The sequence below is a fragment of the Duganella caerulea genome, from assembly GCF_040362985.1.
In the GTDB taxonomy this organism is placed as follows: Bacteria; Pseudomonadota; Gammaproteobacteria; order Burkholderiales; family Burkholderiaceae_D; genus Rugamonas; species Rugamonas vulcania.
The window spans coordinates 641,216-655,463 of the sequence record NZ_BPWJ01000003.1 but is presented as its reverse complement, the minus strand read 5'-3'; the positions used below and the strand labels follow the sequence as shown (position 1 = coordinate 655,463).

The window sequence follows — 14,248 nt, the reverse complement described above, 5'->3', positions numbered from 1 at the left end:
TTGACCCCAAATTGCAAGCGTCGACTACAGCTGAGCTCCTGTCCGAATGTCAGACTTGACCCCAAATTTCATGGCAACAAAAAAGCAGCCCGAAGGCTGCTTGGTGTGTGGCTGATGCCGTGGCGGATTACTTGGCGTTGCGCGGCTTGGCGAACGCGTCGCCGGCTTTCCATTCCGGCAGCTTGGTGCCGTTGGCGATCAGGCGGCCCAGGTTCAGCGTGTATTGCGCCGTCTGCACCATGCCCGACAGATCCCAGCTCGCATCGTACTCATCCGTCACTTGGTGGTAGCGCTTGTCGTAAGCTGCGGCCTTGGCTTTCGAGCCAACCGGATCCTTCACATACTCCCGGCCCGATTCAATCGAGAACGCTGGCACGCCGTTCTTGGCGAAGTTGAAGTGGTCGCTGCGGAAGTAGCCACCCGCCAGATCAGGCTCCGCTTCGGCGATGTGCATGCCCATGGACTTGGCCGCCGTCTCGGCCAGCTTGCCCAGTTCGGTGCGCTCGCTGCCCTGCGTGCCGATGTCGCGCGTGGCGCCGACGAAGTTCAGACTATCCAGGTTCAGGTTGGCGGCAGTCTTCGCCAGCGGCCACAGCGGCGCGGCTGCGTACGCCGCGCTGCCCAGCAAGCCCTGCTCTTCCGCAGCAACCCACAGGAACATCTGGCTGCGCTTGGCCGGTGCGCGCACCGCTTCCTGCGCCATCGCCAGCAAAGCCGCCGAGCCGGAAGCATTGTCCACCGCACCGTTGAAAATGGTATCGCCAGTATCGCCCTGCTTGCCCAAGTGATCCCAATGCGCGCTGTAGATCACCACTTCATCCTTCAGCTTCGGATCGGTGCCAGGCACCACGGCAGCCACGTTGAACTGCTCGACCTTGCGCACGGCAGCCTTCATCTCGCCACTCAGCTTGGCGGCCAGCGGCACCGGCTTGAAGTCCTTGCTTTCGGCGGCGGTGCGCAGCGCGTCGATATCCTGGCCGGCCGCCTTGAACAGCGCGCGCGCCGTGTCGTCGGTCATCCAGCCCTGCAACTGCGTGCCCAGCGTGCCCGAAGCCAACTGGAAGCGCTCCACGCCCGACCAGCTGTTCTGGATCACGCTCCAGCCATACGATGCGGTCGGCGTGGTATGGATCAGCAGCACGCCGGCGGCGCCCTGGCGCTTGGCTTCCTCGAACTTGTAGGTCCAACGGCCGTAGTAAGTCAGGCCCTTGCCGTTGAAGCGGTTCGGCTGCGCGGCGGTCGGCTGCGGATCATTAACCATCATCACCAGGATCTTGCCCTTGAGGTCCATGCCCTTGTAATCGTCCCATTGCTCATCCGGCGCGGTGATGCCGTAGCCGACGAACACCAGGTCCGCATTGAAGCTGTGCGACGCGGTCGCATCGCCCGGCGCGAACACCCAATCCTTGCCAAAGCTGATCGGCAGCGCCTGGCCGCCCGCTTCCAGTTTCAGCGTGCTCTCGGCCGACTGCGTCTTCACGCCCGCGATCTGCACCGATTGACGATAGCTGTCGCCGTTGCCCGGCTTCAGGCCCAGCGCCAGCGCCTGCGTTTCCAGATAAGCAACGGTCAGGTCGGCGCCGCGCTGGCCGGTGCCACGGCCTTCCAGCACATCGCTTGCGAGGAAAGCGAGGTGGGCGCGCAGCGGAGCTTCCTTCACGACGGCGGCGTTCTTGGCGCTGTCGGCGTGGGCAGGGAATGCCAGCGCCAGGCTGATGGCCAAGGCGGAGGCAACAAAGGAGGGGGTCATTTTTTGCATGATTTCCTGGAGACGTAAGAGGTGGTCGCGGTCCATCAAATTTGCCGCGCGTACATTGTATGCGATAGCCACGCTAAAATGGCGGCATGACTGACCGCACTCCCTACATCGGCCGCTTCGCCCCCTCGCCCACCGGCCCCCTGCACATCGGCTCGCTGGTGGCCGCCATCGCCAGCTACCTCGACGCCAAAGTCCACCAAGGCCAGTGGCTGGTGCGCATCGAGGACGTCGACGGCGACCGCAACGTGGCCGGCGCGGACGAGCACATCCTCGCCTCGCTGCGCCGCTGCGGCATGCACTGGGACGGCGACGTCACCTGGCAAAGCCAGCGCACCGCGCTGTACCAGCAAGCCTTGCAGCAGCTGGGCGACCTGGTCTACCCCTGCGGCTGCTCGCGCAAGGAAATCGCCGATTCGCAACTGAGCCTGACCGGCCGCCAGGCGCAGGCATTGATCTACCCCGGCACCTGCCGCCACGGCCTCGCGCCCGGCAAGAGCGCCCGCGCGCTGCGCCTGAAAGTGCCGCAGTCGCCGCACTGCGTATTGCAGTTCGACGACCGCTGGGCCGGCCCCGTCAGCCAGGACCTGACCGACGAGGTCGGAGACTTCGTCATCAAGCGCGCCGACGGCTTCTGGGCCTACCAGCTGGCCGTGGTGGTGGACGACGGGGCCCAGGGCATCACCGACATCGTGCGCGGCGCCGACCTGCTCGACTCCACGCCGCGCCAGCTCTACCTGCAACAGGTGCTGGGCCTGCCGCGTCCAAGCTATCTGCACGTGCCGGTGGTGGTCAACGAGCTGGGCGAGAAACTGTCCAAGCAAACCGGCGCCCAGGCCTTCGACAACGGCGCCGCGCCGCAACAGCTGTTGCAGGACGCCATGCTGCCCGCCGCGCGCTTCCTCGGCATGGACCTGCAAGCCGATACCATCGACGCCTTCTGGCGCGACGCCGTGCCCGCCTGGGCGGAAGTTCTGCGGAATCTGCCGAAACCGACGTAGAAGCGATATCGATCAACATCGGCACAGGCGCGCGCCGCGCATCCCGTCCTTTCATCTACACTAGACCCATGGAAGTCGAACTCAAACTCCTGCTCTCGCCGGCCGACAACGACAAGCTGCTGCGGCACCCGCTGATCGCCGCCCACGCGCGCGCTCCGGTCCGCTCGCAGCAACTGTCGGCCCGCTACTTCGACACGCCGGACCTGCACCTGCTGCGCCACGGCGCCGGCCTGCGCGTGCGCAAGGTCGACGGCATCTGGATGCAAACGATGAAGGCCGGCGGCAGCGTGCAAAGCGGCCTGCACCAGCGCAACGAATGGGAAGGCCCGGTGGACCGTCCGTGGCCGCGCCTGGGCAAGCTGCGCAAGCTGATCGGCGACGATCCGCAATGGCTGCAAGTGCTGGCCGCCGACGGCCTCAAGGACCGGCTGGAGCCGCTGTTCGTGGTGGCGGTGGAGCGCCACACCTGGGACCTGGAAGTGGACGGCAACCAGATCGAGCTGGTGCTCGACCACGGCCACATCGAGCGCCATGGCCGGCAAGTACCGGTCAATGAAATCGAGCTGGAACTGAAAGACGGCGACCCGGCCAGCCTGTTCGCCTTCGCGTTGCAACTGCAGGAGCACATTCCCCAGCGCCTCAGCAACACCAACAAGGCAGAGCGCGGCTACATGCTGTGCCGCCAGACCGGCACCGTGCCCGTGCGCGCGACCGCCGTTCACCTGGCGCCGGACGCCACCGCCGCCGAAGCGCGGCTGGCCATCCTCAACAACTGCCTGCAGCACATCCAGCGCAACGAAAACGCCGTCATCGAAGGCGACGACGCCGAAACCCTGCACCAGATGCGCGTGGGCGTGCGCCGCCTGCGTTCGGCGCTCAAGCTGTTCGAACCGCTCGCGCCCTGCCCGCCCGAGATCCTGGCAGACATCCGCTGGCTCGGCTCGGAACTGGGCGCGGCGCGCGACTGGGATGTGCTGCTGGCATCCACGCTGGCGCACATCCAGGCCCACCCCGGCAGCCGCAACGGCGTCATGGATCTGCAAGCGCTGGCGCTCAAATCGGCGCAAGACAAGCGCCACGCGGCGGCGCAAGCGCTGCTGTCGCAACGCTACACGCGATTGCTGCTGGCGATGGGACTGTGGATGCAGCAACCGGCCGACGATACGGACGAACCGGCCACCGATTTCGCCAAGCGCACCATGCAGCGCCTGCACAAGAAGCTGCTCAAACGCTCGCGCCGCATGAACGAAGGCGAGCCGGACACGATCCACCGCACGCGCATCGCCGCCAAGCGGGCCAGGTACGCGCTGGAGTTCTTCCAATCGCTCTACCACGGCAAAGGTGCGCGCGGGTATCTGAAGACACTGTCCGCCGTGCAGGAAGAACTGGGCCGGCACAACGACCTGGTCGTCGCCGACCGGCTGCTACGGGAACTGGCGCAGGAAAACGACGCAGCGGCGCCCACCATCCAGTTCGCGCGCGGCTACCTGCAAGCGCTGCAGGCCACGCAGCCGCCGGATCAGGATGCGATCCGCGAGGAGCTGCACGCCCTGCGGCTGCCGTAAGCGTCCTGCCTAGCGCACCACCGGACGGTGTTTGGACTCAACGGTCCAAGTCAGCGAGCCCGCGCAGCGCGCCTGCTGCACCGCCGCCAGCGCCGCGTCGGCGTCCGCATCGGCCTGCTCATACTGCTTGGTGCCGGCGATCTTGAAATGCAGCTGCGGCATGGTGGAACTGGCCGTCTTCGACAGCAACGGCAGGAAACCACGATCGGCCAATATCTTGCGGCACGGCTCGATGCCGGTCAGTTGATCCGACTCCAGCTCGATCTTCAGCAGCCAGTTGACGGCATAACCGCGCGCGGCCTCCTCCGGCACCGGGCGCATCAGGTCCGACGGCACGGTGGTGGCGGCGGAGACCATCAGCGGAGCGCACAACAACAGCGCGGAGACAATTTGACGCGACATCGGCATTCCTCGAAAGACGTTAAAGCGTCATGTTAGCAGGATAGGATAAAGGCTGCCGACCAACAGCAACGCCATCACCACGTTGAAGATGCGCACCGAGCGCGCATCCTGCAGCACGCGCCGCATCGCCACGCCGAACAACGCCCACGAGCCGACGCAGAAGATACCGATCAAGCCGAACACGCTCGCCAGCATCGCCACATCCAGTGTCGAGAAGCCCGGCGGCAGATAGGTGGTCAACGCGCCAACCGCCATCACCCAGGCCTTGGGATTAATCCACTGGAAGGCCGCCGCGCCGAAAAAGCTCATCGGCTTGGACAGGCCGGCCTGCTCCGCGCTCATCGGCGCCGCGTGCGCCAGCTTCCACGCCAGCCACAGCAAGTACAGCGCACCGGCATACTTCAGGACCACCTGCAGCATCGGCACCTGGTCGAACACCGCGTGCAGGCCCACACCGGTGGCGAAGATCATGAATGCAAAACCGCAGCAGATACCGAACAGATGCGGCAGCGAGCGCGTAAAGCCGTAATTCAGGCCCGAGGCCAGCATCATGGTGTTGTTCGGTCCCGGCGTGATCGTGGTGATGGTGGCGAAGGTACACAAAGGGAGCAGCAGATCGGGGGACATGGGCTTATCCGGTAGCAGAAAGGAAGGCTCATAGTATTGGAGCCATCCCCAAGTGTACCGGTACACTTTAGCAAACAGTAAGCACAAGTGTATTGGTCATTCCACCTATACGACCTTGCCCCGCTTGCCCTGGCGGCCCAGCAGCTTGTAGAAGCTTTCCAGCTCGCGCCGCACCAGGTCCTGGCCGTTCTCGATCACGAAATCCTGGAACGCCGCCGCCACCTTGGGGATGGGCTGGCCGCTCAGGTGCATGATGTGCCAGTCCGCCTCCACCGGGCTCTCGTGCATCGGCAGCACCGCCAGCAGGCCAGCCTCGAACTCCAGGCCGCAGGCGTGCACCGACAGGAAGCCCAGCCCCAAGCCCGCCGACACCATGCGCTTGATCGCCTCGTTGCTCGACACTTCGGAACCGAATTCCAGCGGATGCCCCGCCTCGCGCAGCAGCTTCTCCACCGCCGTGCGCGTGCCCGAACCGCGCTCGCGCACCAGCAGGTTGGCGGCCATCACGTCATTGAGCGTGATCTTTTTCTTCTTCATCAGCGGATGCGCGGGGCTGGCCACAAACGCCATCGGATGGCGCGCGAACTTGGCGGCGTTGGTGCGCAGCTCGCGCGGCGGCGTGCCCATGATGGCCAGCTCGATCTCGTGCCGCGCCAGCATCTGCACGATCTCCGCGCGGTTCCCCACCTGCAGCTTGAGGCGCACGTCGGGCCGCTTCATCGTGAACGGCACCAGCAACGGCGGCAGCAAATGCTCCGCCGTCGTCACCGCGCCGATGCGCAGCGTACCGCTGGTGACGCCCTGCAGCGCCGCCAGCTCGTCGCTGGCCTGCTCCCACAGGCGCAGGATGCGCTCGGAGAACTCCACCATCACCTCGCCCGCAGCGGTCAGCTGGATGTTGCGGCCCACCTTGCGCGTCAGCGGAATGCCGGCGATCTCCTCCAGTGTGCGGATTTGCAACGAAACCGCAGGCTGCGTCACGTGGAGCGCATCCGCCGCGCGCGACACGCTTTCGTGGCGCGCCACCAGTATCAGCGCCTGTAGCTGACGGAAGCTGGCTGGATACATAAGCTATTCCTTATCAATTATCGAATATGTTTAATTTTTCTTTTGTTCATTGTACCCGTATATTCATAATCATCTGACATCGTTTTAAGCGAGACCGACATGAGCATCGACGTGATCTTCCTGGGCCTGGACGGCGTACTGTTCGACACCGAAGCGCTGCACCTTGCAGCCTGCAACGCGGCGTTCGCCAACGCCGGCCTGTCGATACGCTGGACGCTGCCGGCGCTGCGCGCAGCAGCCGCCACCCACGGATACGCCCGCGCCATCGGTTCCGCCATCGCTTGCGAGCCGCTCTCGCGCGACAAGGCCCGCGTGGCCGAACTGTTCGCCGACAAGCACCGCCAGTTCCACCAGGCGATCAGCGCCCGGCCGCCCAAGGCCCTGCCGGCCGCGCTGGCCCTGATCGACGACGCGCTCAATGACGGCTGCAAGATCTGCGTGCTGACCGACCTGCCGGCGCCCGCCACCTCGGCGTTGCTGAGCGGCTGCTTCGACGCCGACGTCAACAGCCTGTTCGCGGTCGTCACCGGCGGCGCCAATTTCGACGGCCCCGCAGGCACCGGCCCATATGCCCGCGCGCTCAACGCCATGAGCGTATCGCCGCAGGACGCCATCGCCATCGACACCGCCGTGCCGGGCCTGCGCGCCGCCGAAGAGGCAGGCCTGTGGACCGTCTCCGTCGCCCCCTACGGCAACGACGTGGTGCGTCCACGCCAGTTCATCACCTACGACGCGCTGCGCGAGCTGCGTTCAAGTCCCTACACGCCCGACCAGCGCGCCAAGCACGAACTGGCCGCATAAGGCGACGCGGCCGCAGAGCCGCGGCACAGATTTTTTAACTATCTGGAGGCGCAACATGGAAACCATCGTCATCGTAGGAGGCGGTGCGGGCGGACTCGAGCTCGCCACCCGTTTGGGCGACACCCTCGGCGCCAGCAAGCGAGCCCGCATCCTGCTGGTAGACCGCTATCCCGGCCACTTCTGGAAGCCCCTGCTGCACACGGTCGCTTCCGGCAAATGCGATCCCCGCGTGGAGGAGCTGTCCTTCCCCGCCCAGGCGGTCGAGCATGATTTCGAATTCGTGCAGGGCGAAGTGCTGTGCATGGACCGCGCCCACCAAACCGTGACGCTGGCGCCAAGGGGCGGCTACAACGCGGGCAACGGCAGCGACGGCGTATGCCGGACCATCAACTACGACAAGCTGGTGCTGGCACTGGGCGCCATCACCAATTTCTACAACGTGCCCGGCGCCGCCGAACACGCGCTCACGCTCGACAACGTGGACGACGCCGAATCCTTCCGCCGCCGCTTCCTCGACGCCTGCATCAAGGCCGGCGAGCAGAAGACCCAGGTGAACGTGGTCATCGTCGGCGGCGGCGCCACCGGCGTCGAACTGGCGGCGGAATTGAGCAACAGCGCCCGCGCGTTGGCCGCCTACCGCGTGCACACGCTGGACCCGGAAACCGATATCCGCATCAGCGTCATTGAGCGCGGCCAGCACCTGCTGCCGCAGCTGCATCCGCAGCAGGCCAACCGCGCAGCGCGTGAACTGCGCGCGCTCGGCATCGAAGTCTTGACCGGCACCGCCGTCGCCGAGGTCACGCAAGACGCGGTGATCGACGCCGCTGGCAACGTCCACCGCGCCGACCTGACCTTGTGGGCGGCCGGCGTGGAAGCGCCACAGCTGTGCGCGACGTTTGGACTGGCCGTCAACAATCTGCGGCAGATTATTGTGGACGCCAGTCTGTGCTCGGCCAACGACAGCCAGGTGTACGCGCTGGGCGACTGCGCCAGCTACGTGTGCCCGATCAAGGGCGCCGCGCCGCCGCGCGCGCAGGTGGCGCACCAGCAGGCGATGTTCCTGGCCGACCTGCTGGCCCGCCGCAACGGCACGCCGCGTCCGGACTTCCGCTACCACGACTACGGCTCCCTCGTTTCGCTGGGACCGCAGACAGCGGTGGGCGTGCTGACCGGCGCCATCACCGGCAAGAGCATCCGCGTGGCCGGCGCCACGGCGAGCCTGCTGTATCAGCTGCTGTACCAGAAGCACCTGCTCAACCTGCACGGCACCGCGCGCGTGGCCACCCAGGCGCTGGTCGACTGGCTGCGGGCGAAAATTCAGCCGCCTGTGAAGCTGTCGTGAGGAGTTATCGCCGTATAATGCGGTGATGACAACCTTAACTTCGTTAAGCAAAAGCAGCCCGATAGCGCCTCCGCCCGCAACGGTGGAGGCGTCCGGCATTGCGGCCGCCAACGCAACCGCCAACGCCACGCCGGCTCCCACGCCGGCTTCCGTGGTGCGGCTCAGCGGAGCCGGCGCGCAGGCTGTCGACGGCGTTGCGCGCGCTCCGCTGCCGCTGGTCTGGGAGCGCAGCGGCAAGGACGCGGTTTCCGCCCTCATCGCCCGCAACTACAACTACCTGCCGCCCGCCAGCAGCTTCAAGAACCTGGGCGCGGCCCTGCTGGAGCGCTTCAAGACCGGCGATACGAACTTCTCGCAATCGCTGCAGCGAGTGCCGCAGGATCTGGACACCGGCACCTACGATGCGCTGCTGTACGCGCAACTGCCGCCGCTGCACCGGCTCGGCGACAACCAGGCCGGCCTCACCGTCACCACCAAGAGCGGCGTCAAGGTCACCCTGGCGCTGGACAGCTCGGACAACGGCATCGCCGTGCAGGTACAAAGCAGCGGCAAGCTCAGTGACGACGAACGTAAAGCGCTGGCCGGACTCTCAAGCGCTTTTCAAAAAGCGATCGACGGCCTGGCCGCCGTGCCGCCGAAAATCGACCTGGCCGGCCTGACCGCTTTCGCCCCGTCGGTACTGTCCTCGGTGGACCTGCGTTCGACGCTCAAGCTGAACGAAACCGACACGCAGCAGCTGGACTTCCACGCCGACGCCAAGCAGCGCACGGTGCGCTTCAACGGCCCGGCCGGCGAAGCGAAGATCAGCGTGGACCTGAGCCAGCCCGCAAGCTGGGGCAGCAAGGAGCAGCAAGCCAAGGCGCTGAACAACTATCTGCACCAGTTCGACCAGGCCGCCGCGCGCGGCCACGGCGACGCCGCGCTGACAGGCCTGTTCAAGGATGCCGTCACCCAGATGCACGGCGACTACGGCCAGCAGCCCGCCGCGCCATGGCAGCAGATCTCGCTGACCGGCGATGACCACGCCATCCTCACCGGCCTGGCCGACTTCAGCGCCTCGGTCACGCAAACCGAAACCTCGCCCAACCCGCTGCGTCCCGGCGAGCATGACACGTTCGACTACCAGACCTCGCAAAGCACCAGCGTGCAAGGCCGCACGCAGTTGGACCGCTCGATATCGCAGCAACAGCAATCGCAGCTCAAGGCCAACTACCACCTGCCCAGCAAGCCGGGCGGCATACTGGAGCTGCTGAAGGATCCGGCCACGCAGAACTACAACTACATCACGGTGGACGACAGCGCCAGCAGCAACGCCGCGCTGGCGTACGACGACGGCGCGCTGTCCAAGGCCACGCTAGAGCAAACGGCCAGCCAGTCGACGCGCACCGTCAAATACCTGATGGACAAGGTGGTCGAAGACTACACCGTGCCGTTCAACGCCAGCCACACCCGCGACCTGCTCGCGCTGCTGGCGCCCAAGATCAAACCCGACGAGGATCAACGCCGCCGCACGCTGGACGCGGTCAACCAGATGATCCACCTGCAACCGGAACCAGGCCTACTTCCCCAATGACTCCAGAATCCACAGTGCTGATGGCGGCCTACAACGCCTCGATGAACCAGAAGATGTACGCCGCCGCCGCGCGCCTGCCGCACGCCGACCTGACCGCCGACCGCAACGCCTTCTTCGGCTCCATCCTCGGCACCATGAACCACCTGCTGGCCGCCGACACCATCTGGCTGAGCCGCTTCGCCACACATCCGGCCCGCTACAGCGCGTTGGCGCCGATGCTGGACCTGACGCCGCCCTCCAGCCTCACGCACAACTTCGGCGACTACCTGCCGTCCCTGCTGGCCCACCGCCACCGGCTGGACGCCATCATCACGGAATGGGCGCCGCAAGTCAGCGCGGAGCAACTGGCGCACGTCATGGAATACCGCAGCACCCGGGGCGACCTGTATCGCAAGCACTTCGGCAGCCTGGTGCAGCACTTCTTCAACCACCAGACCCACCATCGGGGCCAGGTCACCACGCTGCTGACGCAGGCCGGCGTGGACATCGGCGTCACCGATTTGCTGGCCATGGTCCCCGACATCGAAGCACCGTGAAGATCGCCGTCTACAGCGCCCAGCCCTACGACCGCCGCTTCCTCGACGAAGCGCGCCAACGATACGCGGCAGGCATCGTCGACGCGGCCTACTTCTCCGACCCGCTGACGCTGGACACGGTGCCGCTGGCGCAAGGCTGCGCCGCCGTCTGCGTCTTCGTCAACGACCAGCTGGACGCCGCCGTGCTGCACGCGCTGCATGCGTTGGGCGTGCGCGCCGTGCTGCTGCGCTGCGCCGGCTTCAACCAGGTCGACCTGCGCGCCGCCACGAGCCTCGGCCTGTTCATGGCGCGCGTGCCGGCCTACGCGCCGGAAGCGGTGGCAGAACACGCGCTGGCGCTGGCGATGACGCTCAACCGCCACACGCACCGCGCCTACGCGCGCGTCCGCGAAGGCAATTTCTCGCTGGACGGCCTGCTCGGCATGACGCTGAACGGCAAGACGGTCGGCATCGTCGGCGCCGGCCAGATCGGCACGGCGGCGGCGCGCATCTTCAAGGGACTGGGTTGCACGGTGCTGGTCAGCGATCCGGCGCCGACGCCGCAGCTGGACGGCGTCGCCACGCGCGCCAGCCTCGATGAGCTGCTGGCCGCCTCGGACATCGTCTCCCTGCATTGTCCGCTGTTGGAAGCCACGCGCCACATGATCAACGCCGCCAGCCTGGCGCGCATGAAGCAAGGCGCCATGCTGGTCAACACCTCGCGCGGCGCGCTGATCGACACCGCCGCCGTGATCGACGCGCTCAAGTCGCGGCAACTGGGCGCGCTGGCGATCGACGTCTACGAGCAGGAGGCCAACCTGTTCTTCCACGACCACTCCAGCGACATCATCGCCGACGACGTGTTCCAGCGCCTGATGACCTTCCCCAACGTGCTGGTCACCGGCCACCAGGGCTTCTTCACCATCGAGGCGATGCGCGAGATCGCCGCCGTCACCTTCGACAACCTGGCCTGCCACATGAACGGCACGCCCTGCGCCAACCTGCTGCCTGCTAGCTCGTGACGGGCAGCGTCAGGACGAAGCGGGTGCCCGCACCGAGCTCGCTCTCGACATCGATCTTGCCGCGCAAGACGCCGTACACGATGTTGTAGACGATGTTCAGCCCCAGTCCCGAACCGCCCTTCCCCAGCTTGGTGGTGAAGAACGGATCGTAGATGCGGCCCATGTTTTCCGGCGCGATGCCGGAGCCGTTGTCGCTGATGACCACCTGCACCCGCTCGGCGTCGATCATCCGGGCGGTGACCAAAATTTCGCCTTCGGAGCGGCCCTCGAAGGCGTGCGTCAGGCCGTTGTTGATCAAGTTGATGAGCACCTGCCCGAACGGCCCCGGATAGCTCTTCATCTGTATCGTCGGCGGGATCTCGTGGCGCACCGTGATGCCGCTCTTCTTGAACGTCGGCAGCAGCAGCAACAGGATCTCGTCGGCCAGGTCGCACAGCTGGAACTCGCGGCACTGCGACGTGGTGCGGTCCACCGCCACCTGCTTGAAGCTCGACACCAGGTCCACCGCCCGGTGCAGGTTGCGCAGCACGATCTCGCCGCCGCTGGCCACGTCGTTGACGAAGGCCTGCAGCGTCGAGCGCTTCATGCCCTCGGCGGTCAGGCGCGTGAAGGCGCGGGTCTGGTCGATCAGCGTGCTGACCGCCAGCAGACTGTTGCCGATCGGCGTATTCAACTCGTGCGCCACGCCCGCCACCAGCGAACCCAAGGCCGCCAGCTTCTCGCTGCGCACCAGTTCATCCTGCGCATGGCGCAGCGTCTCCAGCGATTCGGCCAGGTCCTTGTTGGCGTCCACCATCTGCGCGGTGCGCAGCTGCACCAGCTCCTCCAATTTGTCGCGGTACTGGATCAGCTCCACCTCGTTCTTCTTGCGGTCCGTGATGTCGGTCGAGATGCCGCCCATCGCCCACGTCTTGCCCAGCTCGTCGCGCAGGCAGAATTTTTCCGAGATATAGGTACGCACCGTGCCTGTGGCATCCGGCACGCCCTCCTCGTAGATGTAGGAATGCGCGGACTCCAGCGCGCGCCGGTCGCCCTCGCGTATCACCTTCACGGTGTCGTCGTCGAAGATGTCGGAGTCCTTGTGGCCGATCGGATCGGGCGAGCCTGGCGGCAGCACCTTGCGCAGCCGCTCGTTGACCATCAGGTAGCGCCCCTCAAGATCCTTGACGTAGATGACCGCCGAGGACTTGTCGGCGATATTGGTCAGCAGCGACTGGCTCACCCGCAGCGCCGCGTCGCGCGCGGCGACGGTGGCCAGCATGGTGTTGAAGGCCGCCGACAGCCTCCCCACCTCGTCGTTGGAGAAGTGCGGCGCGCGCAGGTCGTAGCGCTGCTCGCGCGTTACCTGGTCCGCCACCTTCGACAGCGCCACCAGCGGCTGCGTCACCAGCCGCCGCAGGCCGATCGCCTGCAGCGCGCCGCCGATCAACAACGTCATCAACACCACCGCCAGCACCAGGCCATATTTGCTCAGGCGTTCGGCCAGCGGCTGCAAGGCGTATTCCACCTGCAGCGAGCCCACCTCCTCGTGCTGGAAGCGCACCGGCGCCAGCATCGACAGGAAGTCGCCGTGGAAGCTGTGGCCGGACGGCGCCATCTCCTCCGGCCACGCGCAATGCGCCGCGCCGCGCCGCGCGTAGCTGGCGAACGGCCGGTGCTGCGCGTCGAACAGGCAGGCGCTGTCGATGTCCGGCGTGCCGCGCAGCGCCGACAGCGTGCGGGTGGCGGCGCTGCGGTCGCCGAAGTTCAGGTCGACGTCGAGGTTGAGCGACACCAGGTCCATGCGGCTGGCCAGGTCCTCCACCAGCCGCACCCGCACCACGCTGATGTCGTAGGTGATGAGCGCCGCCAGCGCCACCAGCATCGCCACCAGGGCCGTCAACAACGCGACGATCAGCAGCTTGCGCTGCAAGGCCAGGTCGTTCCAGCGGTGCGGGATCACGCTCACTTGGCGTCTCCGCCGACCACGCGTTCGGCCAGCGCCAGCATGCGGGGATTGAGGCCGACGCCGGAATGCTTGGCCGCCGTCAGGTTGACTTCGAAACGTATGCTGCCGTCCACCAGCATCATGTTGATCATGCCGCCGTCGGCCAGGAAGGAGGCGGAGTCGCCGATGGTGAGGATGGCCTGCTCGCGCATGCGCGTCAGCCATGCGCTCTGGCGGCTGCGTTCGGGCAGCGCCAGGTAGACCGCGTGACAGGGATCGGTTTCCTCCATGCGGCTGACGATGCGCAGTTCCAGCGGATGGCTGCCGGCCGCGCGCTTCTGCAACTGGCGCGCCATGTCGGCCGCGCCGGCGCCCACCATGCACACCACCAGCGGCGCGTGCGGATCGGCCAGCGTCGGCGCCGGCCAGCTGGCGTAGCGGGTGAAGTTGAGGATGTAGGCAGCCTTGACCTGCTGCTCGGGCATGGCCTGCTCGGCGCGCACGGCAACGCCGGCCAGGGCCGCCAGCTGGCAGGCCAGAACGGCCAGCATCCGGTATGCAACGGTGCCCTGTCGTGTCATCGTGCCCTCTGCCTCCAAGTAGCGCCGCCGCGTGTTTCCAAGGCTGGAACGCCTCTTGATTTTATCCG

13 protein-coding genes are annotated in these 14,248 nt (G+C 66.3%); 7 read left to right on the top strand and 6 right to left on the bottom strand.

The features are described 5' to 3' along the window. Nucleotides 1-127: 127 nt before the first annotated feature. The gene (locus tag ACUJB0_RS12060; RefSeq protein ID WP_444845434.1) at nucleotides 128-1,759 is read right to left on the bottom strand and encodes a M28 family peptidase; all 1,632 of its coding nucleotides are present in this window, start codon (nucleotides 1,757-1,759) and stop codon (nucleotides 128-130) included. Between the two features lie 86 nt (nucleotides 1,760-1,845). Between ACUJB0_RS12060 and gluQRS the strand changes: the two genes are divergently transcribed. Both gluQRS and ACUJB0_RS12050 read left to right on the top strand, forming a co-directional pair. Beyond that, nucleotides 1,846-2,757 (top strand): tRNA glutamyl-Q(34) synthetase GluQRS, encoded by a 912-nt coding sequence (gene gluQRS / locus ACUJB0_RS12055; protein WP_444845433.1) that lies wholly within the window; start codon nucleotides 1,846-1,848, stop codon nucleotides 2,755-2,757. A gap of 68 nt (nucleotides 2,758-2,825) precedes the next feature. After that, the gene (locus tag ACUJB0_RS12050) at nucleotides 2,826-4,322 is read left to right on the top strand and encodes a CYTH and CHAD domain-containing protein (RefSeq protein WP_444845432.1); all 1,497 of its coding nucleotides are present in this window, start codon (nucleotides 2,826-2,828) and stop codon (nucleotides 4,320-4,322) included. A 9-nt stretch (nucleotides 4,323-4,331) separates the two neighbouring features. Here the strand turns inward: ACUJB0_RS12050 and ACUJB0_RS12045 are convergent, their stop codons facing one another. The 3 genes from ACUJB0_RS12045 to ACUJB0_RS12035 form a co-directional block, all read right to left on the bottom strand. Beyond that, nucleotides 4,332-4,724 (bottom strand): hypothetical protein, encoded by a 393-nt coding sequence (locus tag ACUJB0_RS12045; protein WP_444845431.1) that lies wholly within the window; start codon nucleotides 4,722-4,724, stop codon nucleotides 4,332-4,334. Between the two features lie 27 nt (nucleotides 4,725-4,751). Then, nucleotides 4,752-5,351, bottom strand: a complete 600-nt coding sequence (locus ACUJB0_RS12040) for a LysE family translocator (RefSeq protein ID WP_444845430.1) — start codon at nucleotides 5,349-5,351, stop codon at nucleotides 4,752-4,754. Between the two features lie 105 nt (nucleotides 5,352-5,456). Beyond that, nucleotides 5,457-6,419, bottom strand: coding sequence for a LysR family transcriptional regulator (locus ACUJB0_RS12035; RefSeq protein ID WP_444845429.1), 963 nt, complete (start codon nucleotides 6,417-6,419; stop codon nucleotides 5,457-5,459). 99 nt (nucleotides 6,420-6,518) lie between these two features. On the opposite strand from ACUJB0_RS12035, the gene ACUJB0_RS12030 reads away from it, so the two are divergent. From ACUJB0_RS12030 to ACUJB0_RS12010, 5 genes are read left to right on the top strand one after another with little or no spacing between them, the layout of a single operon-like run. Further along, the gene (locus ACUJB0_RS12030) at nucleotides 6,519-7,220 is read left to right on the top strand and encodes an HAD family hydrolase (protein ID WP_444845428.1); all 702 of its coding nucleotides are present in this window, start codon (nucleotides 6,519-6,521) and stop codon (nucleotides 7,218-7,220) included. 55 nt (nucleotides 7,221-7,275) lie between these two features. Further along, on the top strand, nucleotides 7,276-8,562 hold the full coding sequence (locus ACUJB0_RS12025; protein WP_444845427.1) for an NAD(P)/FAD-dependent oxidoreductase: 1,287 nt from the start codon (nucleotides 7,276-7,278) through the stop codon (nucleotides 8,560-8,562). Nucleotides 8,563-8,587: 25 nt separating this feature from the next. Continuing rightward, nucleotides 8,588-10,135, top strand: a complete 1,548-nt coding sequence (locus ACUJB0_RS12020; RefSeq protein ID WP_444845426.1) for a hypothetical protein — start codon at nucleotides 8,588-8,590, stop codon at nucleotides 10,133-10,135. Next, nucleotides 10,132-10,671 (top strand): DinB family protein, encoded by a 540-nt coding sequence (locus tag ACUJB0_RS12015; protein ID WP_444845425.1) that lies wholly within the window; start codon nucleotides 10,132-10,134, stop codon nucleotides 10,669-10,671. The genes ACUJB0_RS12020 and ACUJB0_RS12015 overlap by 4 nt, the downstream gene beginning before the upstream one ends. After that, entirely contained in the window at nucleotides 10,668-11,672 is a 1,005-nt protein-coding gene (locus ACUJB0_RS12010; RefSeq protein ID WP_444845424.1) for a 2-hydroxyacid dehydrogenase, read from the top strand. The genes ACUJB0_RS12015 and ACUJB0_RS12010 overlap by 4 nt, the downstream gene beginning before the upstream one ends. Here the strand turns inward: ACUJB0_RS12010 and ACUJB0_RS12005 are convergent. Further along, a complete protein-coding gene (locus ACUJB0_RS12005) occupies nucleotides 11,662-13,620 on the bottom strand; it encodes an ATP-binding protein (protein ID WP_444845423.1) in 1,959 nt (652 codons plus the stop codon). The two genes, ACUJB0_RS12010 and ACUJB0_RS12005, sit on opposite strands and share 11 nt — an antisense overlap. Next, a complete protein-coding gene (locus ACUJB0_RS12000) occupies nucleotides 13,617-14,180 on the bottom strand; it encodes a TOL_0243 family YfiR-like periplasmic protein (RefSeq protein WP_444845422.1) in 564 nt (187 codons plus the stop codon). Before ACUJB0_RS12000 ends, ACUJB0_RS12005 begins: the two co-directional genes overlap by 4 nt. Between the last annotated feature and the right edge of the window lie 68 nt (nucleotides 14,181-14,248).

Excerpts from the sequence above, each read along its gene's own strand:
- ACUJB0_RS12060 (WP_444845434.1), bottom strand. The coding sequence starts at position 1,759 with ATGCAAAAAATGACCCCCTCCTTTGTTGCCTCCGCCTTGGCCATCAGC.
- gluQRS (WP_444845433.1), top strand. The coding sequence starts at position 1,846 with ATGACTGACCGCACTCCCTACATCGGCCGCTTCGCCCCCTCGCCCACC.
- ACUJB0_RS12050 (WP_444845432.1), top strand. The coding sequence starts at position 2,826 with ATGGAAGTCGAACTCAAACTCCTGCTCTCGCCGGCCGACAACGACAAG.
- ACUJB0_RS12045 (WP_444845431.1), bottom strand. The coding sequence starts at position 4,724 with ATGTCGCGTCAAATTGTCTCCGCGCTGTTGTTGTGCGCTCCGCTGATG.
- ACUJB0_RS12040 (WP_444845430.1), bottom strand. The coding sequence starts at position 5,351 with ATGTCCCCCGATCTGCTGCTCCCTTTGTGTACCTTCGCCACCATCACC.
- ACUJB0_RS12035 (WP_444845429.1), bottom strand. The coding sequence starts at position 6,419 with ATGTATCCAGCCAGCTTCCGTCAGCTACAGGCGCTGATACTGGTGGCG.
- ACUJB0_RS12030 (WP_444845428.1), top strand. The coding sequence starts at position 6,519 with ATGAGCATCGACGTGATCTTCCTGGGCCTGGACGGCGTACTGTTCGAC.
- ACUJB0_RS12025 (WP_444845427.1), top strand. The coding sequence starts at position 7,276 with ATGGAAACCATCGTCATCGTAGGAGGCGGTGCGGGCGGACTCGAGCTC.
- ACUJB0_RS12020 (WP_444845426.1), top strand. The coding sequence starts at position 8,588 with ATGACAACCTTAACTTCGTTAAGCAAAAGCAGCCCGATAGCGCCTCCG.
- ACUJB0_RS12015 (WP_444845425.1), top strand. The coding sequence starts at position 10,132 with ATGACTCCAGAATCCACAGTGCTGATGGCGGCCTACAACGCCTCGATG.
- ACUJB0_RS12000 (WP_444845422.1), bottom strand. The coding sequence starts at position 14,180 with ATGACACGACAGGGCACCGTTGCATACCGGATGCTGGCCGTTCTGGCC.